Here is a 24,818-nt window from a genome sequence, read left to right as displayed (position 1 = left end):
AAAAAAAACCCTAACAGAATCGCTTCTGTTAGGGTTTTCCTACCTTACTCAGATACTCAACAATCGCGCTTAATAAACCGCACTCTTGTTGAGCGCCACTTTTGCTCATCCCCCAAGAACAACGCGATAATTCACATCGTCCTATTCACAAGCAAAAGACATTGGCGTAACGCTTTGAGCTAGAGCGTACTAGTTTGAAGAATCCCCCGAAAATTCAAACTGGTAACAAGTACTGTAGTTATATTCTTGTTCAGGCTTGAGAATACAACTGTCCTGCTTCCACTCTGGGTGGTTAGGAGAGTCAGGTAAGAACTGGGTTTCTAGCGCCAAACCAGCGTAATCTTCATAGCTGCCACCACTTCGGTTTGGTGTGCCACCAAGCCAGTTTCCGGTGTATAGCTGCATTGCAGGTTTGGTTGAAAATACTTTTAGTGTGACGAGCGCATCTGGTGAGGTTACGGTCGCGGCACATTGAGTGCGTTTGCAGCCATCAGCCAATAAGAAAGAGTGGTCGTAACCCTTTGCTGCTTTCTGCTGTTCATCGCCCAACAAACGCTCTGAGATCATCATAGGCTGATTGAAGTCAAAGCTGGTCGATTTCACCGATTTAAGGTTACCTAACGGAATACCCACCGAATTGGTCGGTAAGAACTGATTAGCATTGATACTGACAATGTGTGACAAACAGTCGTGTCCAGCTTCAGCGCCAAGTAAATTGAAGTACGCATGATTCGTTAGGTTGACCACAGTTGGCTTGTCTGTGGTTGCAGAGTAATTAATGGAAACTCGATTGTCTTCGGTGATGTCATAACGCACCGACACATTCAAATTCCCCGGGAATCCTTGGTCGCCATTAGCAGACTCTAGGGTAAACACCACTGACGCTTCGGTTTGCTCGGCAATATTCCAACGGCGTTTATCAAATCCGTTCGGACCACCATGCAAGGTATTGCCCGCTTGGTTGGTTTCCAGCTTGTAATTCTGACCATCAATTTTGAAACGACCATTAGCAATGCGGTTAGCATAACGGCCAACGGTTGTGCCCATATAGCTGGCTTGTTTATCGAAGTTCTCCATTGAGTTAACACCCAACAAAACTTCTCTTTTGTTTCCTTTTACTGGCAAGATACAGCTCAACCACGTTGCGCCAATATCCATGAATGTCACTTGCATGCCGTGTGTATTCGACAGCGTGACAAGCTGAGCAGGTTGGCCATCATAGGCTGCAGTTTCTGTCATGGATTGATGCAGGTTCTGCGCTTGTGTCATTCTAAATTCCTTCTACTGCCAGTAAAAAGCCTCTACGTTGAGGTAAAGGCTTTAGTATTTGGCCTACCATGATCTTTTTACTTGGTAAGCGCTATCTTAAGTCTCGAAGCAGTTAGATTACTTCAATTAGGCCGGCGCCGTCTTTCGCTTGGCACACATAAATTGATTCTTTTAGACCCGTCGCTGCTTGATATTTTTGCTCTACCGTTGTTTTAATTTCATCAACTAAAGCTGGCGGAACCAATGCCACGATACAACCACCAAAGCCACCGCCCGTCATACGCACGCCGCCTTGATCGCCAATCACTTCTTTAACCATATCCACTAGCGTATCGATCTCTTTAACTGTGATTTCAAAATCATCACGCATTGATGCATGTGATTCTGCCATCAACTCGCCCATGCGCTTCATGTCATGAGTACGCAGAGCTTGAGCCGCTTCAACTGTACGGTCATTTTCGGTAATCACGTGGCGAGCGCGCTTAGCAACCATCTCATCCAATTCAGACTCTTTCGCTTTGAATTGCTCAATCGTTACATCACGCAATGCAGGAACACCGAACAAGCGAGCCGCTTCTTCACATTGTTCACGACGCGTGTTGTATTCACTGTCGACTAAGCCACGTTTCTTGTTTGAATTGATGATCACCACCGCCATGTCTTCTGGCATTGAAACCGCTTGAGTTTCTAGGCTACGGCAATCCAAAAGCATCGCGTGGTTCGCAAGGCCTTCTGCCGAGATCATTTGATCCATGATGCCGCAGTTACAGCCCACAAATTCGTTCTCTGCTTGCTGACCATTCAATGCGACTTCCGCTTGCGTGATCTCTAGGTTGTAAAGCACCTTGAATGTCTGACCAATTACCACCTCTAGTGCCGCCGATGAACTCAAACCCGCACCTTGAGGAACGTTACCCGTTACAGAGATATCTGCACCTGTAAATTCAAAGCCGCGACCTTTTAAGCACTTCACCACACCACGAATGTAGTTAGCCCACATCTTGTCTTGTTGGAATGTGATCTCTTGAGTTAGGTCAAATTCATCCACTGCATTACCGTAGTCCACTGATACCACACGTACGATGTTGTCGTCACGTTTAGCCGCTGCGACTACCGTTTGGTAGTTAATGGCACACGGTAGAACAAAACCGTCATTGTAGTCAGTGTGCTCACCAATCAGGTTCACACGACCTGGCGCTTGAACGATGTGAGTCGCTTGGTAACCAAGGACTTGCTCAAAAGATGCTTTCACGTTTTGGATTAGATCAGACATAAGTAAACTCTCTGCTTAAACTCTTTGTTCAATTGTGGCCCCTTCATGGCACCACTTTAATTCTTTGAGATTCCCTATCCTGTTCGTCGATCTCGGTAGGAAATGACAGCATCAGCTTCTAAACTCCTAGGTATTTAAGCTTCTAGGCTTCTCAGCTGTCGTTATTCCAGAATCGAGGGACGAGATATCAGGAATCTCGCTTACTATTTACGAAGAAGCGTATTACTGTTCTTTGTAGTGAACGTCACTCAAATCGCGAAGACGTTGCGCCGCTTGTTCTGCGGTCAAATCGCGTTGTGATTCCGCCAACATTTCGTAACCCACCATGAACTTACGAACCGATGCGCTGCGTAGTAGCGGCGGGTAGAAAAGCGCGTGCAGTTGCCAATGGTCGATATCAGTGCCTTCTTCAAAGAACGGCGCATAGTGCCAGCCCATCGAGTATGGGAATGAACATTGGAACAAGTTGTCGTAGCGGCTGGTCAGCTTCTTGATCGCAAGTGCCAGATCATCACGCTGCTCGCCAGTCAGTTCACTCATACGGCGAATGTGCGTTTTTGGCAGCAACATAGTTTCGAATGGCCATGCAGCCCAGTAAGGCACTACAGCAATCCAATGTTCCGTTTCAACCACAGTGCGTGAGCCGTCTTTCATTTCAGCTTCAACGTAATCCACTAATAGGTTTGAACCTTGTTGTTCGAAGTATTCTTTTAGCAGCTTTTCTTTACGTTCAATCTCGTTTGGCAGAAAGCTGTTCGCCCAAATTTGACCGTGTGGATGAGGCTGAGAACAGCCCATGGTCTCGCCTTTGTTTTCAAACGCTTGAACCCATAGGTAGTCTTTACCAAGCTCTTCAATCTGTTCATTCCAGGTATCGATCACGCCGCGGATTTTATTCACCGGCAACTCTGGCAGCGTTTTGCTGTGGTCTGGAGAGAAACAGATAACGCGGCTCAACCCACGAACACCTTGAGTCTTAAATAGAGGGTTGTCAGACTCTGGAGCGTCAGGCGAATCAGGCATCAACGCCGCGAAATCATTACTGAATACATAAGTACCTTCGTAATCTGGGTTTTCGTCACCCGAAATACGTGTGTTGGTTGGGCACAAGAAACACTCTTTCTCGTACTCAGGAAGTTGTTCAGTCGATGGCTTCTCGTCTTGACCGCTCCACGGGCGTTTAGCACGGTGCGGTGATACTAAAATCCACTGACCTGTTAATGGGTTATAACGACGGTGTGGATGGTCTACTGGGTTAAATTCAACTTTTGACATGCTTAGATTGCTCTCAAATTTTGTGTCTTGGTCAATTCACCAAGATGAATAATTCTTCTACAAGGAGATTCCCTTTCACGCTCGCTCCTCGCTGTAGGGAATGACGTTCAGAAATCGTAGTTTTAAAATTCGTCATTCCAGAATCGAGGGACGAGATATCTGGAATCTCTCTTAACCTGCCTTCCCCAAAGAAATTGGAGTTGCAGCTTTCAATTACATAAAGTTAGTAACCATTGGGATTATTCGACTGCCAATTCCAGGTATCCGCCGTCATTTCCATCACGCTACGCGTCGCCTTCCAGCCAAGTTCGCGCTCCGCTTTTTCTGTGCTTGCCCAACATTCGGCAATGTCACCAGCGCGACGTGGGCAAAGTTCATAAGGAACAGGCTTACCCGATGCTTGTGCGAAGGCTTCAACCATCTCAAGTACACTTGAGCCTTTACCCGTACCTAAGTTGTAAATGTGTAGGCCAGCCTTCTCGCCCACCGCTTTTAACGCGGCGACGTGACCGTCAGCTAAATCCATCACGTGGATGTAGTCACGAACGCCTGTGCCATCGACTGTTGGGTAATCGTTTCCAAAAACAGCCAGTTTTTCACGGCGACCAACGGCTACTTGAGCAATAAACGGCATTAAATTATTTGGGATACCTTGTGGGTCTTCACCCATAGTGCCCGATGGATGTGCACCTACTGGGTTGAAGTAACGTAATAAAGTCACGCTCCAATCGTTCTCCGCGTTGAATAGATCGCTTAAGCACTCTTCCACCATATACTTGCTGCGACCATAAGGGTTGGTGGTCGCGCCAGTTGGTGAAGTTTCAGTAATTGGCACTACTTCTGGATCACCGTAAACAGTAGCCGAAGAGCTAAATACGATGCTTTTCACACCCGCTTTCTTCATGCTTCGAGCTAACACCAGTGAACCATTGACGTTGTTATCGTAGTATTCCAAAGGCTTAGCCACCGACTCCCCTACCGCTTTCAGACCAGCAAAGTGAATCACCGCTTGGATATCATTTTCTGAAAACACGCTATCTAGAAAGGATTGGTCACGAATGTCACCAAGATAAAACGTTGGTCGCTTGCCTGTTAACGATTCGATTCGTTCCAGCACTAGCTCTTTGCTGTTGCAAAGGTTATCAACAATGATCGGTTCCATACCTGCCTGTATCATTTGAATGCATGTATGACTTCCGATATAACCCATGCCGCCCGTAACCAGTACTTTCACAATCAACCTCTCTTTGTCGTCATTCGTGGGCTAACTCGAACTGACATTAAGCTCAGTAGCACCGTATGCCAGAAATAGTAGCAGCCATTTTGACTATAATTCTGTGATCAAAACCACGAATTGTAAACGTTTACACTAACTTTCATCATTACTGCTGATCATGACATAGATGAAATGTATAACCGCCAACCTCTAATTCATTGAATTTTAATAAGATAATTATAGATAGTTAGATTTGAGACATCACAGAGGAGTTGAGCATTTATTTTACTAAAAGTTAATGCAATGACTTCCAGTTTGATTACAATAGGTCTGTAGAATAAAGAGGTGCATTGCTTTTTTACTAAATACCAATTTCAAAGCAGCGCAATGTTCCAATAACAGGAAGTGAGTATGGCAACGTTAAAAGATATCGCGACTGAAGCGAATGTATCATTGGCTACAGTTTCAAGGGTTCTCAATGAAGATCCAACATTAAGCGTCAAGGAAGAGACCAAAAGGCGTATCTTTGAAATTGCAGAGAAGTTGGAATACAAAACCAGCAGCTCACGAAAAACCGTTAGCAGTAAGAAGCAGAACCATCACTTCCTTGCATTATATAACTACAAGCAAGAAGCGGAAGTTAACGACCCTTACTATCTATCGATTCGCCACGGTATTGAAACCCAATGTGAAAAGATGGAGGTTAAGCTAACCAACTGTTATGAAAGTAAAATACAAATAAACTCAGCGCCAATTACAGGTGTTTTGTTGGTAGGAAGAATGACACCAGAGGTTATCGAACAAGCCAAAAAGCTGAGCGATAATATCTGTTATGTCGATTTTACCGATCACTCAGAACCTTATGACTCTGTCGATATCGACCTGGCTTTGATCAGCAAAGAGATCACCAACTTCTTTATCAACCAAGGCTATGAGCGCATCGGCTTTATCGGTGGACAAGACGACGTCGACACCCCTGATATTCGTGAAGTGGCCTTTGCTGAATATGGCAGCCTCAAGAACGTTGTCAGTGAGCAAGACATCTACCGTGGTGACTTCTCTAGCTCTTCAGGTTACAAGCTTGCAAAACAGATGCTCGCGACTGGCGACTACCCTAAAGCCATGTTTATTGCGTCAGATTCCATCGCAATTGGCGTTTTACGAGCAGTTCATGAGCACGGATTAAACATTCCTGAAGATATTGCGCTGATTAGTGTAAACGACATCCCAACAGCTAAATTTACCTTCCCATCTTTATCGACTGTTCGTATTCACTCTGAACTCATGGGAATTCAAGGCGTTAACCTGCTGATCGAGAAAGTACGCGACGGTCGCACTATCCCATTACGCGTCTATGTACCAAGCAAACTCAAGCTGCGCGATACAACAAAATAGTCAGTAATATCAAACAAATACATTAAGGCCATCTTTACTAAAGGTGGCTTTTTTGTGCCTATCAGATACATCAATGTACACATATTCCCCAGTTTAACCTGCTTCATAAATCAGCTAATAGCATTCTTTTAAGTGGATCACACAGCACCGTAAAAAGACCTTAAAAAACGTGATGGAGTTAAAGTAAAACGTTTTCACTAATTTCATTTAGTAAAAGTTTTACTAATAATTACCTCAGTCCAAAAATACTCGTATTCACTACGACCCAATTACGCATAAGAACGTCGGTCAGCAAACTGCATTCAGACCGAGAGAGAGGCAACGTGAACAACTGGGAAAACTTCCTGAACTTACATGAGAACCGTATGGCACCGCGTGCATACTTCTTCTCGTACGCATCAGAAAAAAATGCAAAAACGTTTCAGCGTGAACTTAGCAGCCATTTCCAACTATTGAGTGGCCAATGGAGTTTCAGCTATTTCACCAACCCGCTATTGGTTCCTGAAGAGTTTTATTCTCAGGAAATGAGCGACTGGGGCAACATCACGGTTCCAAACATGTGGCAAATGGAAGGCCACGGCGATCTTCAATACACAGATGAAGGTTTCCCATTCCCAATTGATGTACCTTTCGTACCATCAGACAACCCAACAGGCGCTTACCAACGCTCTTTCTTCCTTGGCGAAAGCTGGGACGAGAAACAAACCATCATCAAATTTGATGGCGTTGAAACTTACTTCGAAGTTTACGTAAACGGCGAATATGTTGGCTTCAGCAAAGGCAGTCGCCTAACGGCTGAATTCGATATCTCTAGCCACGTAAAAGCAGGCAACAACCTACTGTCTATCCGCGTGATGCAGTGGGCCGATTCCACTTACATTGAAGACCAAGACATGTGGTGGACAGGCGGTATCTTCCGTGATGTTTACCTTGTCGGTAAAGAGCAACTGCACGTTCAAGATCTAACGGTTCGCACTGACTTCGATGATGCTTACCAAAGCGCTACCCTATCGTGCAACGTTGTATTAGAAAACCTAGCCGCAGCGGCGAACGCAAACCTTGAGTACGCATTGCTTGATGGCAGCCAAGTTATCTCGCAAGGCTCAGTAGATAACCTAACTGTTCCTAACCAACAGACTGGCGGCAATGCGAATACTCAATTCTCTATCGATGTAGTGAACCCTGTTCAATGGAACGCTGAAACCCCATACCTTTACCAACTATTGCTGACGCTAAAAGACGCCGATGGCAAAGTGCTAGAAGTGATTCCACAACGTGTTGGTTTCCGTGATATTAAAGTTCGCGATGGTCTGTTTTACATCAACAACAAATACGTGATGCTGCATGGCGTAAACCGTCACGATAACGATCATCTAAAAGGCCGTGCGGTTGGCATGGATCGCGTTGAGAAAGACTTAGTGTTGATGAAACAACACAACATCAACTCAGTACGCACTGCGCACTACCCGAACGACCCGCGCTTCTACGAGTTATGTGATATCTACGGTCTATTCGTGATGGGCGAAACCGATGTCGAAACACACGGCTTTGCTAACGTTGGCGACCTAAGCCGCATCACTAACGATGCGGCATGGGAAGCGGTGTTTGTTGAACGTATCGAACGTCATATCCACGCTCAAAAGAACCACCCTTCTATCATCATGTGGTCTTTAGGTAACGAATCTGGCTACGGTTGCAACATCCGTGCTATGTACGATGCAGCTAAAGCGATTGATGACACACGTCTGGTTCACTATGAAGAAGACCGTGATGCTGAGGTGGTAGACATCATTTCAACCATGTACTCACGTGCTCAATTGATGAATGCCTTCGGTGAATTCCCACACGAAAAGCCACGCATCATCTGTGAATACGCACACGCAATGGGTAACGGCCCGGGCGGTTTAACCGAGTACCAGAACGTGTTCTACAAGCACGATTCGATTCAAGGTCACTATGTTTGGGAATGGTGTGACCACGGCATTCTCGCACGTGATGAAGCAGGTACAGAGTTCTACAAGTACGGTGGTGACTACGGTGACTACCCGAACAACTACAACTTCTGCATGGACGGTTTGATCTACCCAGACCAAACACCTGGCCCAGGTTTGAAAGAGTACAAGCAAGTGATTGCCCCAGTGAAGCTTCGCGATTTCGATGCGAAAACTGGCACCTTCACCGTTGATAACAAACTGTGGTTCTCAAACATTGATGACTACACCATCACTGCAGAAATTCGCGCTGAAGGTGAAACCATTGCTGTGCAACACATCAAGGTTGAAGAGCTTGCAGAAAACTCTAGCCGTGAACTAACACTTAACTTGCCACAGCTTGATGAGCGCGAAGTGTTTGTGAACTTTACTGTTCGCAAGGATTCTCGCACGCCCTACAGCGAAGCGAACCACGATATCGCGGTTTACCAATTCCAAGTAAAAGAGAACACGGCGCAACTAGAAGCCTTCACCAACAACAATGCAACGGCACTGAATGTTGAAGAGTCTCGCCTCGCTTACCTAATCAAAGGCCACAACTTTGCACTGAACTTCTCGAAAGTGAACGGCAAGCTGACGTCATGGTTAGTGAATGGCGAAGAGCTGATTAAGTCAGAACCACGAATCAACTTCTTCAAGCCAATGATCGATAACCATAAGCAAGAGCACGATGGTTACTGGGAGCCAGCACACCTACAGATCATGCAGGAGCACTTCCGCACACTTAACGTTGAACAGGTCAATGGCAAGGTAGAGGTCACCACCACTAGCATCATTGCTCCACCAGTATTTGATTTCGGCATGCGTTGTGAATATCGCTACCAAATCAGTGCTGAAGGTCAACTAAACGTCGAGCTTAGCGGCGAACGCTACGGTGATTACCCACACGTGATTCCAGTTATTGGTTTTGATATGGGCATCAACGGCGACTTCGACCAAGTTCAATACTACGGCCGCGGCCCAGAAGAGAACTACCAAGACAGCAAGCAAGCCAACATGATTGATGTGTACCAATCAACGGTTGCAGACATGTTCGAGAACTATCCGTTCCCGCAAAACAACGGCAACCGCCAGCATGTTCGTTGGGCTGCGCTTTCAAGCCGCGCGGGTAATGGTATTGCGGTAAAACCACAGCAAGAAATCAACTTCAGCACATGGTTCTACACCAATCAAAACCTGCACCAAGCACAGCACACGATTGAGCTAGAGAAGAGTGGCTACATCACGCTAAATCTAGACCACCAAGTGATGGGCTTAGGCTCAAACTCTTGGGGTAGTGAAGTGTTGGATTCTTACCGCGTATACATGGATGAGTTCCGCTACGGTCTAACGCTAGTGCCATTCCAAGCAGGTGACTGTAATGCACAAGCACTTATCAATCATAACTTTGGTGACGAGTTCTTCACGGCGAATACGCCAACAACTCAACCACAACAGAACGAGGCATAAACGATGATCGTTTTAGACAACCTAGAGCAATTTAAAGTCGTTTACCGCGACGGTCGTAAATGGCAGCGCTGTGTAGAAGCGATTGAAAACATCGGCAACATCAAAGATGGCGTGATGTATTCCATTGGTGACTCACTGGCTTACATGATTGAAGACGGCGTGGCTCGTAACACAGAAAACTTCACCGGTAACCGCCGTTACTTTGATGTGCACTACTACTTGGAAGGTCGTGAAACGGTTGAGTTTGCAGCTAAGTCTCAACTTGAACAGACCCAAGCTTACAGCGATGAAACCGACCGTGAACACCTAATGGGTAACGGCGAGACTCGCGAATTGGTTGAAGGTCAAGTTGCGATCTTTGATAACAGCAAAGCTTACCGCTTTCACGGTGATAACCGAGTTCGCAAAGTAGTGCTGAAAGTAACCATTGAAGACGGTTACTTCCTCAATAAGTAACCGCAACTAAGCTACCGAAGTTAAACAACAGAAAGTAGCAACAACAAAATCTATTCACAGTGTGTGCCGAGCCTTGCCGTTCAAGGCTCAGTCACACTGCATAACGCCTTTACGCTTCTTCCCTACAAGGAAGCTTAAAGAAATAACGACTATAATTACGTGACCCTTGGAGGACACTATGTCTGAATCTGTACGCGGTAAGTTAGGTAAATTTGCCTTACTCTCCATGACATTTGCAGCGGTATTTAACGTTCGCAACATTGTAAACAACAACATCGAATTGGGATTGAGTTCAGCCCCTATCTTTTTGCTCGCAACCCTTATTTACTTCATTCCATTCGTGTTCATCATTGCTGAATTCGTATCAGCAAATAAAAATTCTGAGTCAGGCATGTATGACTGGCTTAAAAAACCGCTAGGCTCAAAAGCTGCCTACCTAGGTTCGTTCCTATATTGGTTCGTAAACCTTTTCTGGTTTGTATCTCTACTACCAAACGTAATTGCATATGCGTCTTACGCGATGTTGGGCTATGAATACGCCTTCTCGCCAGTCGTGACATCGGCCATCTCGATTGCTCTGTTTGCAGCAGCGACACACATCTCAACCAAAGGCGCGAGCTGGTTAGGTAAGATTGCAGAGATCGTGGCATACGGCGTATTCGCTCTATTCGCAATCTACGTTATCGGTGCACTGATGGCGCTAGGCGGTAACCATGAACCAGTAGAACCAATCACACTAGAAGCGATGACACCAACCATCAACTGGGCGACACTAGGTATCATGTGTTGGATCTTCCAAGCAGCCGGTGGTGCAGAAACCGCAGCCGCTTATCTAAATGATGTTAAGGGCGGTCACAAATCTTTCATCAAGGTCATCATTGGTGCGGGCATCGCAATCGGCGCTATGTACGCAGTTGGCTCTCTATTGGTAAACGTATTCGTTGCTCGTGACGAACTGACCTACGCTGGCGGTATGGTTGAAATCTTCACTGGTATGGCGAACTACTTCGACATTTCACAATCTCTAACGGGTCGCTTCGTCGGTATTATCCTATTCGTTGCCATGTTCGGCTCAATGATGATGTGGACAGCGGCTCCAGTAAAAATTCACTTCTCAGAAATCCCTAAAGGTGTTTACGGTGAGAAGACAACAGAGCTTAACGAACACGGTGTGCCAGTGCGTGCAGCTTGGTGGCAATTCGCATTTGTATTCGTGATGCTTGTGGTTAACGGTTTTGGCTCTGAATCAGTACAAGACATGATGAACACAGCAATCAACCTAACGGCTGGTACAGCAATGCTTCCGCCTATCTTCATCATGGTGGCGTACTTTGTATTCCGCTTGAAGCATGACGATACACCGCGTGATTTCCGCATGGGTACTCGCGTTCAAGGCATGGCTGTTGTATCGGTACTTATTGGTATCTTCGTTGTGAGCATGACGGCATCGGCATTCCCAACAGGTGTTGACCTAATGCAAGCCTTCTTCGTCAACGTATTCATGACAGCGGTATTCTCTGGTATTGCATGGTGGTGGATCTCTCGCTTTGAAAAGAAGCAAGCAGGTAAAGACGCAAAGCTAGCAACGGCTAAGCAGTCGTAACACTCAGCATGAGCCCCAACTTAAAAAGCGCCTATCAAGGCGCTTTTTTTGTTTTAAATCAGATGATTAAATAACAAACCAAGAAAATGAAAACGGCATTCTGTCAAGGTTTCAGTTCACGAAAAACACCAATGAATAGGTAATAAAACTCGAATAAAAACCAAGGTAAAACATTAACTAAATTTATTTACCCAAGGTCACATATTTGATCAATTTCGATTAACTTCCCGCCGCTTAATCTTTAATCTTCTTGCTGAAGAGACAAACTAATTCATATAAAAAAAGCGACACAAAGCCCCTACAAGCCTTATAAATCGTCGCTTATGAAACAAGCAATCTCTTCAATGAACGTCTTAATCTTTAACTCTTTGTTTTGGTAATAACTTTACTGAAATACCAGAGAGAAAAAGCCCAAAGAAGTCCGATCGTAAATCTATAAAAACAACAATGAGCCAACCCTGACAAAACAAAGCGGGTGTTTGCCAAACCAACATAACAATAAAAGTGCGGCCTAGAGCTTCCCTCTCTAGGACCAAGTTATAACGATCATCAACGTGATTCACCGGAGAACATCATGTCCGAAAATAAACGCAGTACGATAGGCAAATTTGCCCTACTGTCTATGACCTTCGCGGCGGTATACAGCTTCAATAACATCATTAATAACAACATCGAGATCGGCCTTTCTTCGGCTCCGATGTTCTTTCTAGCAACCATCTTTTACTTTGTGCCATTTTGTTTGATCGTTGCAGAGTTTGTGTCACTGAATAAAGACTCTGAAGCGGGTGTTTATTCTTGGGTTAAAAGCTCGCTAGGCGGTCGCTGGGCGTTTATATCAGCTTACACATACTGGTTTGTTAACCTGTTCTTCTTCACCTCTCTGCTACCTAGAATCATCGCTTACGCGTCGTATGCGTTCTTAGGTTTCGAGTACATCTTCACGCCAATGACCACCGCGATATTGAGTACCATCTTATTTGCGGTCGCGACTCATATCTCTAACAACGGCGCGAAATTACTGGGCCCTATAACGTCACTAACATCATCACTGATGCTGCTGCTAACGATGTCTTACATCTTGTTATCTGGCGGTGCTTTGGTAGGCGGTATCGAGCCTGCTGATCCAATCACCATCGAAGCAATGACACCAAGCTTCAACTGGGCATTCCTTGGCGTAATCACTTGGATCTTCATGGCGGCAGGCGGTGCAGAATCGGTCGCGGTTTACGTTAACGACATCAAAGGCGGTCACAAGTCTTTCGTTAAAGTGATCATCATCGCAGGTATCTTCATCGGTGCGCTTTACTCGGTAGGGTCTGTGTTGGCGAACGTATTTGTTGCTCGTGAAGAACTTAAATTTACTGGCGGCTCAGTTCAAGTTTTTGAAGGTCTAGCAAGACACTTTGGACTGTCTGAAATCTTGATGAACCGTTTCGTTGGTGTGGTTTCATTCACAGCTATGCTGGGTTCTCTACTGATGTGGACAGCGACACCAGTTAAGATTTTCTTCTCTGAAATCCCTAAAGGCATCTTCGGCGAGAAAACCGTCGCACTTAACAAACAAGGCGTTCCAGAGCGTGCGGCTTGGGTTCAGTTCTTCATCGTAATTCCACTGATGTTCATCCCAACACTGGCGTCGGACACAGTACAAGACTTAATGAGCACCATCATCAATATGACAGCCGCAGCCTCTATGTTGCCACCACTGTTCATCATGATTGCTTACCTGCACCTACGTGTAAAACTTGACCATCTACCTCGTGACTTCCGCATGGGTTCTCGCCGAGTAGGTATCACCGCAGTGTCGATTCTTATCGCTATCTTTACGGTTGGTTTCTTTGCATCAACCTTCCCAACGGGCGCAGACATCATGACCATCATCTTCTACAACGTGGGCGGGATTGTGATCTTCCTTGGCTACGCATGGTGGAAGTACGGTCAATACGAGAAAAGCTTATCTCCAGAAGAGAAGAAACTAGAAGCAAAACCTGAAGCGGCGAATGCTTAGTTTGACTCCACATTCTGATTGAAACTTAAGGCACTCCCATTTGGCGAGTGCCTTTTTATTTGTGGGTACATTTCCACTCAATCCCCCGTTTTCACCAAAGCCATTCAAGAAAGAAGATATTCGAGTCAGCAATCTAACTACCTACAAAATAATTCACAACCTGAATACCTGCAAACCCAACCATGCCTCTGCAAATTCAACTTAAAGTCAAAATAAAAACAAGGTAAACATTTACTAAAAACAGATCACACTTTTGACCCTAATTAATTTTAAACATCAAAATTATCATTAATATCGGTTTTGCGATCGTAAGTAACCTGACCAATACGCCTTAAGAGCACCCCATATTAGAAGTCAAGACTGCCTACGAGCCTTCATTTATTAACCCGACATAGAAGTGAATAAAATGAAATTTAGCTTTACTAAAACCACTCTTATTACAAGTTGTATTCTTGCTGCCTTAACTGCTAATGCAAACGCTGAAGAATCAGCGGCAAATCATAGTGACACTCAGCCCCCTGAAGCTGCCTCACAAACTCTATTTAACTTTTATGGTGAGCTTGGTCTAGGTGGTCACGTTGCATTAGAAGGTGATGACAAGGGTCGCTACGCTGATGGTACATACATCGAAGCAGGTCTCGCTATCGAGCATGGCAACTGGTTTGGTCTTGCATATATGGAAGGTTGGACAGTACAAGCCGACGATGAAGGCAATGCATGGGCAACTGGTCATGGTTGGGGTGGCTTTGAAGGTGGTTTTAACCGCTTCTACGCTGGCTACCGCACAGATAACAAAACAGAGTTTATTGTTGGTCGTATGGACTCTTCACTGGATGACGTTCAATGGTGGGGCGATGCAACCGTCGAATACGGCTACGCAATATCTAACACTCGCGATGTAAACGTAGGGGTAAAAATTCAAAACTTAGAAGGCAAGCTTCGCTACAGCGTTTCTTTCGCTCCTGAGTCTGACTTCTCTGAAGATGACGCTCTTATCCATTTCGGTAAATACGATAGCTTTGCAGACCAATGGAAAGACAAGAACGCCATGGTCAATGGTTACTTACAATATGACCTCACTGATGACCTAACATTAATGGGAGGCGGTGAAGTCCGTAATAACGATGGCGGAGAGCTATTCCTATTGGGTGCTGAATACAAAAATGTTGCTGCACGTGTTTGGCACGATACAGACAAGGGTAACCAAGAGTCTTTCGGTAGTGAGTCTGGCATTCAAACCAGTGCATGGTACGAAGCAGCACAAGGCGTATACCTATCAGCAGCCTACAACTACGCAAACTTCGACGGCGACAATGGTGAAAAAGAAATCACCTCTTACATCAATGCTGGCGTTTGGTACGAATACGGCAACGGCGCATTTGCGACTGCCTTCGATAGCCGCTTTGGCGTAGGCAGCGATACTGAAATCGGCGACGCGCAAGTGTTCGCAATGCAATACTTCTACTGGTAATAACAGGAACTCATCATGAAACTGAATAAATCATTCGCAGCTCTCGCTATCGGTGCAGCACTTGTTGTTACTGGTTGTGCATCAAACTCTGGCTCAGAACAACTGCAAGCTAACGAATTTAAGAATGTTATCGACCGCACTGGCTCACCAGAATATATGCGTGACTACGACTTCGATGACCACCAACGTTTTAACCCATTCTTCGACCTTGGCGCATGGCACGGTCACCTACTGCCAGATACTGCTGAAGGTATGGGCGGCTTCCCAGGTACTGCACTGCTTACCGAAGAGTACATCAACTTCATGGCTGATAACTTTGACCGCCTAAGCGTGTTCAAAGATGGCAAAAAAGTGGCTTTCACCATGGAAGCTTACAGCCTGCCGGGAGCATTAGTTCAGACGCTGAAATCTGACGATGTGACAGTAGAGATGACGATGCGTTTCGCGTCTAACCGTACCTCTCTGCTAGAAACGAAAATCACCACTGACTCGCCAGTTGAGTTAGTGTGGGACGGTGAACTGCTTGAAAAAACACACGCTAAAGAAGGCGTAGCGCAAACCGACAAAACCATTGCCGAGACTTACCCTGACTACAACCGCCAAATCGTCGCAACCGACGATGGCTTAAAAGTGACTTTCGGTAAGGTGCGTTCAACGTGGGATCTATTGACCTCTGGCGAATCTGAATACCAAGTTCATAAGTCGATTCCAACGAAAACGACTGTTGACGGCCTAGCGTTTACTTCAACCGCAAACATTGAAGAATCAACCACTGTTTACACGACTTACTCGCATGTTCTTACTACTGAAGAAGCACAAGCCGAGCAGCCTGAAATCAAAAAGATCATGGCAAACCCTACCGACTTTTTAGCTGCGTCTGCAGAACGTTGGGAAGGCTATCTTGAAATGGGTTTAACCAACCCGAACGCAACGCCTGAGCAAGAACGAGTTGCGGTTAAAGCGATGGAAACATTAAACGGTAACTGGCGTGGTGCGGCAGGTGCAATGGAGTTTGATTCAGTTACACCATCAGTAACGGCGCGTTGGTTCTCGGGCAACCAAACTTGGCCGTGGGACACGTGGAAACAAGCTTACGCAATGGCTCACTTCAACCCAGATGTGGCGAAAGACAACATCCGCGCGATGTTCGCTTACCAGATTCAGGCTGACGATGCCGTTCGCCCATGGGATGAAGGCTACGTGCCAGATCTATTGGCTTACAACCTAAGCCCAGAACGCGGCGGCGACGGTGGTAACTGGAACGAGCGTAATACCAAACCAAGCTTAGCGGCTTGGGCGGTAATGGAGGTCTACAAGACCACCAGCGATGAAGCTTGGCTTGAAGAGATGTATCCAAAGCTAGTGGCATACCATGATTGGTGGCTACGCAACCGTGATAACAACGGCAACGGTGTTCCAGAATATGGCGCAGCGCGCGACAAAGCACACAACACACCTGAAGGCGAAATGTACTTCACCGTGGTTCGTGGCGACAAACACGACACCGTTGTAGGCCAAGCAGCACTAGATAAAGTCGTCGCTGAAGGTAACTACGATTACATCGAAAGCCCAGCTCAAACGGCAGCGTCTTGGGAATCAGGTCGTGATGATGCAGCCGCTTTTGGTTTCATCGATAAAGATCAGCTAGACGCATACGTTGCTAACGGCGGCAAGCGCAGTGATTGGGATGTTGAGTTCGCTCAAAACCGTGCTGAAGACGGCACGCTACTAGGCTACTCACTGCTGCAAGAGTCGGTTGACCAAGCAAGCTACATGTACAGCGATAACAAGTACCTAGCGGAAATGGCTGACATTTTGGGCAAAGATGCCGAAGCGAAAGAGTTCCGTGAAAAAGCTGAACATCTATCGAACTACATCAACACTTGTATGTTCGATGAGAGCACAAACTTCTTCTACGACATTCGCATTGAAGACAAACCATTGGCGAACGGCTGTGCGGGTAAACCGATTGTAGAGCGAGGCAAAGGCCCTGAAGGTTGGTCACCACTGTTCAACGGTGCAGCGACTCAAGATCACGCTGATGCTGTTGTCTCAGTGATGAAAGATACCTCTGAGTTCAACACCTACGTTCCATTGGGTACTGCAGCACTATCGAGCCCAGCATTTGGCCCAGATATTTACTGGCGTGGACGTGTATGGGTAGATCAGTTCTACTTCGGCCTAAAAGGCATGGACAGCTACGGCTACCGTGACGATGCGATTGAAATGGCAGGTGCATTCTTCGACCATGCTGATGGTTTGGTACAAGACGGGCCAATTCGTGAGAACTACAACCCATTGAACGGTGAACAACAAGGCGCACCAAACTTCTCTTGGAGTGCGGCTCACCTATACATGCTGTACAACGATTTCTTTACCGACGCAGAGTAAACCAAATCTATACCTGTCTTCTGAAATTCAATGAAAAGATAACCTCATAAATTTCAGGCTTTGGCACTCAGTATCTCGCTGAGTGCCTTTTTTACACCTGAAGCCAAATAATCGAACAAACAAGTTCTTAAACTATTTGGCCTACTATGATCCTTTTACTCTGTTCGCTGTACTCCGCAAGCACAGACAAGCTTTTATTCACTAAAAACAAAGAGTAATCTTGCTATAAAACTCCGCTCAAAAATTTCATCACTCACACAGAAACATTGGGCTCTGAAGACTTATTCGAATTTTATTTATCCTTATTAGTCTTCCGGACATTAATTTGATATGCGTTTACTAAATAATCGCTAAACTATAGTGTCGCCTACCCCTTTTTTGAGAAAACCTAAATGCCTAATGCTGGTTCCACCCTAAATAAACGTATGGGAATCGTTGCGCTCACCTGGCCAATTTTTATCGAAGTTCTTCTAAGAACTGCACTCAACACCAGTGATGTCTTCATGTTATCGGGATACTCAGACAAAGCAGTGTCTGCCGTTGGTGTTATTTCTCAGATATCCTTTTTTCTGATCATTGTCTCGACCATGGTCAGCAGTGGTACGGGGATTTTAATCGCGCAATACAACGGTGCCTCTCGCACTCAAGAGAGCGCTCACGTGGGTGTAGCGAGCATCATTCTGGCCATTATTGCCGGTGTGCTACTAAGTGTTATTGCAGTTCTTGTTGCTGAATATTTTATTCCGCTCTATCAACTCGAGCCTCAAGTCGAACAGTACGCGCAAGAATACCTGTTCATCAGTGGTGCTCTCACTTTCAATGTAACCATAGGTGTGGTTCTCACCACAATTCTAAGAAGCCATGGCTATTCAAAGTCACCGATGGTGATCAACATGATTGCAGGTGTCATCAATGTAATCGGTAACTACTGTGCCCTATATCAACCTTTTGGTTTGCCTGTATACGGCGTGCAAGGGGTTGCGACCGCGACCGTAATTAGCCAAGTGATCGGGATGTTGATCTTGATTGGTGTGGTTAGAAGCAAAGGCATTGACCTACCAGTGAAGCAGTTTAAATCTGTGCCTAAAGCCATCTATCAAAAAATCATTAAGATCGGCTCGATGAACGCAGGAGAAGTGCTCTCTTATAACATGGCTCAGATCAGCATTACCTTCTTTGTCGTGCAGATGGGTACGTCTTCACTGGCTGCGTTTACTTACGCACAAAACATCGCTCGCCTCTCTTTTGCATTTGCACTGGCAATTGGTCAAGGTAGCCAAATCCAAACTGGTTATTACATTGGTAAGGGCTGGATCGACGAGATTACCAACCGCGTGCAACGTTACTTTGTGGTTGGTTTTATCGCTTCAACGACGATTACCAGCATTGTTTATGTGTTCCGTTTCGACATTCTCGATCTGTTCACGCAAGATCCAGAGATCATTGCGCTGGCTGCCGCACTGATTGCGGGCTCCATCATTCTTGAGGCTGGCCGAGTATTTAACCTGATCTTTATCTCTTGTCTAAAGGCAGCTGGCGACATTAAATTCCCGATCAAAATGGGCATTCTCAGCATGTGGGGCATTGGGGTTGCCATGAGCTATTTACTTGGTGTGCATTGGGGGTATGGGGTATTTGGCGCTTGGATGGCAATCGCGATGGACGAGTGGTTCCGTGGAATCATCATGGCTTATCGCTGGCGAGCGAAGAAATGGACTCGATTCTCTTTTTAGGTTGTTGTTGATACGCCTAAATTTATCTCGACCAAAAGAGAAAAGCGCTAGGGGGAGCTAGCGCTTTTAAGACCAACTAAGTCCGTTTAGCCTGGCAGTTTTTTCAGCTACATCATGAGGATATAACCATTCTTTTACTTAGGTAAATCAAAAAGTCTATTCTTTACGACTGCTTTAAGTCGTAAATTAAGTATAGTCGGGTTCTTATAATAAGCCGGATTTTTCTCAAGTTAATTCATATAAAATTGGCAACTAACCGGCACGATAAACTATTCGGAAACCACAGATGAGACCGTATTAGTAATCAATTTTCTAAGTAGCTTATTTTTATCATCTAAATGTTTAGCTTTCCTATAAACAAGCTGGATATCAAAATCTGGAACATCAATCGGTGGTTTCACAGCCAACAAGGTTTCTTCACTATCAATATCCTTACGCGCGACAAGCTTGGGAACAATACAAAGTAATTCTCTACCACGAATGAGCCGTTTTACTGTTAAAAAGTTACTGGAAGCTACAGCCACTTTCCGGCTAAGTCCTAATTCAGCCAAACGAATATCAACTCCCGTTTTTAAAGCTCCGGCTGGAGAAACGAGTGCGTGCTCGACAGCAACAAATTGTTCTAGCGACATCGGGTCCTCAATAGATAGAACCGATTGATCAAGCAAACAAACATGCTGCTCCGTATACAAATGCTTTGTTCGATATTGCTTTGGTACCTCACCAAAGCTGCCTATCGTCATATCAAGCTTGGCATCTTCAAAGACTTGCTGGTAGTTACTCCGGTTTACATTGAACAACGCTACTTGGGAGTAAGGAGAGGATTGCTTAATAAGATCAAACAATATTGGAGCGAACATCTGCTCGGCATAATCAGTGAGACCTATCTTCCAAGTCCCTTTATAAGTCTCTGCATCAAACGATTTAGACAGCAGTACCTCTGACTGGATGGTATTTAGTAGTGCTTCGACGGTACTGGATAATTCGATGGCTCGGTCTGTCGCCTCCATCTTGCTACCCACACGCTCAAACAAAGGGTCATCAAACAACTTCCGGAGCCTTTGTAAGCTATGACTCATCGCGGATTGGCTGATATAACAGCGTTCAGCGGCCTTGCTAACGCTGTTGGTTTTATACAACGCCTGCAGTGCAATCAACAAGTTAAGGTCAATCCCTTTCCAGTTAAAATCAGCCATAAAAAACCCATATCATTCATAATTATAATTAAAACAATTAATTTGAATCATAGTTCAACTCCACCTAAATTACGCTAAACATTTATCTGGAATCGATCATGCTTTCAATTTTTAAAACCTTTTTCTGGCTTGGCTGGATTAGCTTCGGTGGACCTGCAGCACACATTGGCTACTTCCGTAAGACATTTGTTGAGAAACTGAATTGGTTGTCCGACGAAGAGTACGGGCAAATTGTCGCCCTCAGTCAATTTCTTCCGGGCCCAGGCTCAAGTCAAGTTGGCTTCGCTGTCGGATACAAAAAAGGTGGCTTAACTGGTGCGATTGCAGCATTTGTGGGGTTCACTTCTCCATCTGTCATTCTAATGCTGATATTGGCTCTAGTGAGTAACCAGTTGTTGGAAGCTCCGCTGTTCATCTCAATCATTCACGGGCTTAAATTACTTGCCGTTGTGGTTGTAGCTGATGCCACTTTCGGTATGTACAAAAACTTTTGCCAATCGAAAATCGCAACCGCGCTGTGTGTCATTACCGCCATTATTTTGCTTTTGATTCCAGGGATCTGGCCTCAAGTGTTGGTTCTAATATTTGCAGCTATGGTTGGCAGTAAGTTCTTAACCTCACAAGAGCTAAAAACGATACCTTCAACACAAAAAATATCGGTAACGCCTCTCGTGATTTTTGTTGCTTTACTGGTTGGCGTGCCTCTATTCAGTGCTTACTCTCAAGGCATTGAAGTGTTTGGCCTGTTCTATCAAGCAGGCAGCCTAGTATTTGGTGGCGGCCATGTGGTACTTCCGCTGCTACAAAATGGTATTGGCGACCAACTGTCTCAAGATGCCTTCCTAACAGGTTATGCAGCGGCGCAAGCAGTACCAGGCCCGATGTTTACGTTAGCCACTTATCTAGGTTATGTGTTGATGCCATCAGCACCGATCACCGGCGCCCTACTCGCAACGATTGCTGTGTTCTTACCGGGCTTCTTATTGCTACTGGGTGTCCTGAAGAACTGGCAGGCGATTGCAAGCAAACCTTTAGTGGCCGGGGCACTTACAGGTGTGAATGCGGCGGTTGTAGGTTTGTTATTGGCAGCGCTATATCAACCCATCTTCACAAGTGCAGTGAGTAGTGGCTTAGATTTCGCTCTGATCATTGTAGGTGTGTGGTTATTGAAAACCGTGAAGCTACCTATTGTTGGATTGGTAGGGTTGTTCATGGTCTTTGGCGCAATGACAGAACTGGCGGTCTAATAGGTTTAAGGTAAGAAGTAAGCGAATCGCTTGCTTCTTACTTTCGTCTTTCATAATTTAATCTACCTAGCACCCGCTATATAATTAGTAATTCCATCTCAAAGCTCATGCTCTCGAGTATTGATCTCTTAGCCAAATATCTCAGCTAAGTCATTCATCGTCCTTAAATCTTAAAATAGAGAGTATTCTCATCTCTCGCCTACCTCGTGATACGTTATCGAGTATCAAACCACAGAAAAAAGACATCACCGCGATCAAAGCTATTGAGCTAGACAAAACAGCGGTAGGTAGCCTTTCAACCAACCCAGTATCAACAAAATCAACAATGACGGGGATACCCAAGATCAATGAAATAAGACCAAGCAATATCGAGAGTACTCCAAAGAAAAACATCGGCTTTACATCTCTCAATAAGAACAAAATAAAGTTAAGAATTTTGATGCCATCGCTCAAGGTGTTCAGTTTGCTGGTAGTCCCTTCAGGTCTAGATTGGTATTGAGTCGAGACTTCTTTGATTGACATATTATGGTGTAACGCATGCACGGTAAGTTCTGTTTCTATCTGGAAACCATCGCTGAAGATAGGTGCGGTTTTGACAAATCTATGGCTCATAATTCGATAGCCAGAAAACACATCATTCAATTGCGCATTGAATGCCAAGTTAATCAGAGATGAAAACATCTTATTCCCAAGGATATGTCCTTTAGGGTAAGCCATTGAAGTTCGCTCGCGACTGCCAATGATCATATCGAGCTTTTCATTATTTAGTTGGTCGATCAGTTCGGGGCATATTGCAGCGTCATAGGTGTCATCACCATCAGCCATCACATAGATATCGGCGTCGATATCAGAGAACATCCGTCTCACAACCTCCCCTTTACCTTGGCGCGGCTCATGTCGCACAATCGCCCCTGCTTGTAACGCCTCGTTGACCGTGTTGTCGGTTGAATTATTGTCATAAACATAAATGGATGCATCAGGTAAGGCTTGTTGAAAAGATGTGACCGTTTCACCAATGGCTCCGGCTTCGTTATAACATGGGAGTAATACTGCGACTTTCTGTTTATTCATGCTCACTCCTTACTTTAAAAACTCGATAACCATCCTCAATTCCATCATATGTAACGTCTAACCAAGCCGGAATATTATCCCCATGAAGTCTTCTAACTAAAGAGTCTTCGCTTCCAGAATCCTTTAGGAGAGTTAAATGAGGGTCATTACCGATCAATATATAATCAACCTTTTTATCGACTATTTTGTTTCTTGCTAGAAGCATGTCCTCTTCTAACATCACTTCGATTAAAAATCGGTTACCCACAATATTTCTATGATAAGGTGCGGCGATTATACTGTTGTTCGTTTTAGCCAATACAGGTGCGCCCGTTTCTATTCCTGAAAGAATTGTATGAGAGTTGATACCGTTATCTTTTAGCACCTTAAAGATGACCGGTAACTTATCGGTCTCATCAAGTTTGGTAGTCACTTCCTCTTCTGGAGACAAAGCGAGAATGACAAACGCTAATGCCAATGGAGCACCTGAGATAATAACCAGCACTTTCAGTAGTGAATACCTAACGTATTCAGACACCTTAATAACAAAATATGCTTGGAAAGGTGCCGCTAAAACAAAACACAACCTCATTACCCTAATCTGCCAAAACATCGCAAGGGCTAAATTAAACATAAAAATGAGGTACAAGATTGCACAGTGCGGGTTTTTATTTCGAAAGAATGGATACAACATTGCGGGAACTAATAGCAACAAATAATTATCCACTGAAAAAAAACCATTCATAGCTATGTATGTTGCGACAGATTTAGCTTCTGCAACTTGATCAAGCCAATACAATTTTAGTATCGGTGGGTAATCAATAAACAAAGCACTAGTCAGTGAGGGGTAAAGAATAACAACCGGAAATAAACACAACAAACCAAGAAAAATAAACAATAAAAATCTTTGAGTTAAATTTTTTCTATTATTAGCCAATCGATTGTAAGCATTGACAAACACCCAACCACTAAAAAAAAGAAGGATGATAATAAATGAGACCTCATCATATTTAAAAGAAAAGAACTCATCATAAGGCCTATTTAATAAAACAGCAAAAGTTCCAAAAATCGAACAAGTTACATATAGCTTAGAGACATAACTAAACCACTCGTCACGAACGAAGCAGTAATACACAGTATAAATAATTAAGAAAATCATAAACAACAAAACATTATCCATCCCAGTCCATAGAGATAGAGACAGGAAAACGGCCTGAACATACACTCGCCATGATTGTCTTAGGTTGTTGATAGAAGTCGGGGTTACTGATAAGAAGAGCGTGGCCAAAATAAGTTGAATATTATGATGGTCAATAGAACCAGGTAAGAAGTGTATTATTGCAGGAGAAAAAATAGCAAACATCGTGCTGATAAAGCGGTACTTAGCGCCTAAGAAACGTTCGCATAAGTAAAAGCACGATAATGCGAAGAACAATAAATAAAGCAAAGGGACAATAGAAATCGAGATAGCATAAGCAAGGCTATCACCAACCATAAATATCAATGGGAAAGCGACCAAAGAGAGCATTAGATCAGGAAATCGAGACCAATGAATAATAACACCGTCATCGGCATTAAAGTTACTCATTGGCTCTAGGTACCAATGGCCATTCCTCATCCACTCCTGAAACTGAACAAAACGCATATAATCGTCATTGTCATTCAGGTTGAGTATTGAAATGCTTTCCCACTTATAAATAAATATCAAAATGGCACATACGAACCAAATTACAGAAATAGCTATGATGTCTTTGTTAAAATTATCACTTTTAGGCAATATGAATATCCTTTTCAT

16 protein-coding genes are annotated in these 24,818 nt (G+C 44.6%); 9 read left to right on the top strand and 7 right to left on the bottom strand.

Annotation, left to right across the window (positions count from 1 at the left end; all coding sequences use genetic code 11):
- Positions 1-189: 189 nt before the first annotated feature.
- From galM to galE, 4 genes are all read right to left on the bottom strand, one after another.
- A complete protein-coding gene (gene galM, locus QQ041_RS14345) occupies positions 190-1,269 on the bottom strand; it encodes a galactose-1-epimerase (protein WP_285954285.1) in 1,080 nt (359 codons plus the stop codon).
- 112 nt (positions 1,270-1,381) lie between these two features.
- The gene (gene galK, locus QQ041_RS14340) at positions 1,382-2,542 is read right to left on the bottom strand and encodes a galactokinase (protein WP_285954284.1); all 1,161 of its coding nucleotides are present in this window, start codon (positions 2,540-2,542) and stop codon (positions 1,382-1,384) included.
- 222 nt (positions 2,543-2,764) lie between these two features.
- Positions 2,765-3,817 (bottom strand): UDP-glucose--hexose-1-phosphate uridylyltransferase, encoded by a 1,053-nt coding sequence (locus tag QQ041_RS14335; RefSeq protein WP_285954283.1) that lies wholly within the window; start codon positions 3,815-3,817, stop codon positions 2,765-2,767.
- A 223-nt stretch (positions 3,818-4,040) separates the two neighbouring features.
- Entirely contained in the window at positions 4,041-5,051 is a 1,011-nt protein-coding gene (galE, locus tag QQ041_RS14330) for a UDP-glucose 4-epimerase GalE (RefSeq protein ID WP_146492053.1), read from the bottom strand.
- 393 nt (positions 5,052-5,444) lie between these two features.
- On the opposite strand from galE, the gene ebgR reads away from it, so the two are divergent.
- The 8 genes from ebgR (at position 5,445) to QQ041_RS14290 (ending at position 19,530) form a co-directional block, all read left to right on the top strand.
- Positions 5,445-6,428, top strand: coding sequence for a transcriptional regulator EbgR (gene ebgR, locus QQ041_RS14325; protein WP_060982580.1), 984 nt, complete (start codon positions 5,445-5,447; stop codon positions 6,426-6,428).
- Positions 6,429-6,751: 323 nt separating this feature from the next.
- Positions 6,752-9,868, top strand: coding sequence for a beta-galactosidase subunit alpha (gene ebgA, locus QQ041_RS14320; RefSeq protein WP_285954282.1), 3,117 nt, complete (start codon positions 6,752-6,754; stop codon positions 9,866-9,868).
- 3 nt (positions 9,869-9,871) lie between these two features.
- Complete coding sequence (locus tag QQ041_RS14315) at positions 9,872-10,324, top strand: beta-galactosidase subunit beta (RefSeq protein WP_285954281.1); 453 nt, start codon at positions 9,872-9,874, stop codon at positions 10,322-10,324.
- A gap of 178 nt (positions 10,325-10,502) precedes the next feature.
- A complete protein-coding gene (locus QQ041_RS14310) occupies positions 10,503-11,927 on the top strand; it encodes an amino acid permease (RefSeq protein ID WP_285954280.1) in 1,425 nt (474 codons plus the stop codon).
- Between the two features lie 574 nt (positions 11,928-12,501).
- Positions 12,502-13,935: an amino acid permease gene (locus tag QQ041_RS14305; RefSeq protein WP_086715307.1), complete on the top strand. Its 1,434-nt coding sequence runs from the start codon at positions 12,502-12,504 to the stop codon at positions 13,933-13,935.
- Positions 13,936-14,341: 406 nt separating this feature from the next.
- Complete coding sequence (ygjJ, locus tag QQ041_RS14300; RefSeq protein WP_086715310.1) at positions 14,342-15,406, top strand: protein YgjJ; 1,065 nt, start codon at positions 14,342-14,344, stop codon at positions 15,404-15,406.
- A gap of 15 nt (positions 15,407-15,421) precedes the next feature.
- Positions 15,422-17,797, top strand: a complete 2,376-nt coding sequence (ygjK, locus tag QQ041_RS14295) for an alpha-glucosidase (RefSeq protein WP_285954279.1) — start codon at positions 15,422-15,424, stop codon at positions 17,795-17,797.
- A gap of 392 nt (positions 17,798-18,189) precedes the next feature.
- Complete coding sequence (locus tag QQ041_RS14290; protein ID WP_285954278.1) at positions 18,190-19,530, top strand: MATE family efflux transporter; 1,341 nt, start codon at positions 18,190-18,192, stop codon at positions 19,528-19,530.
- Positions 19,531-19,799: 269 nt separating this feature from the next.
- On the opposite strand, the gene QQ041_RS14285 is transcribed toward QQ041_RS14290, so the two are convergent.
- Positions 19,800-20,726, bottom strand: a complete 927-nt coding sequence (locus QQ041_RS14285) for a LysR family transcriptional regulator (protein ID WP_285954277.1) — start codon at positions 20,724-20,726, stop codon at positions 19,800-19,802.
- 98 nt (positions 20,727-20,824) lie between these two features.
- Here QQ041_RS14285 and chrA point away from each other — a divergent pair, with 98 nt between their 5' ends.
- On the top strand, positions 20,825-21,973 hold the full coding sequence (chrA, locus tag QQ041_RS14280; protein WP_146492044.1) for a chromate efflux transporter: 1,149 nt from the start codon (positions 20,825-20,827) through the stop codon (positions 21,971-21,973).
- A 150-nt stretch (positions 21,974-22,123) separates the two neighbouring features.
- On the opposite strand, the gene QQ041_RS14275 is transcribed toward chrA, so the two are convergent.
- Together QQ041_RS14275 and QQ041_RS14270 are read right to left on the bottom strand one after the other, a co-directional pair.
- Entirely contained in the window at positions 22,124-23,044 is a 921-nt protein-coding gene (locus QQ041_RS14275) for a glycosyltransferase family 2 protein (RefSeq protein ID WP_285954276.1), read from the bottom strand.
- Positions 23,037-24,818: a hypothetical protein gene (locus QQ041_RS14270; protein WP_285954275.1), complete on the bottom strand. Its 1,782-nt coding sequence runs from the start codon at positions 24,816-24,818 to the stop codon at positions 23,037-23,039. Before QQ041_RS14270 ends, QQ041_RS14275 begins: the two co-directional genes overlap by 8 nt.

Source organism: Vibrio sp. TMPB1044, from assembly GCF_030442075.1.
Taxonomy (GTDB): domain Bacteria; phylum Pseudomonadota; class Gammaproteobacteria; order Enterobacterales; family Vibrionaceae; genus Vibrio; species Vibrio satsumensis.
This window is presented reverse-complemented; position numbering and strand designations above follow the sequence as displayed.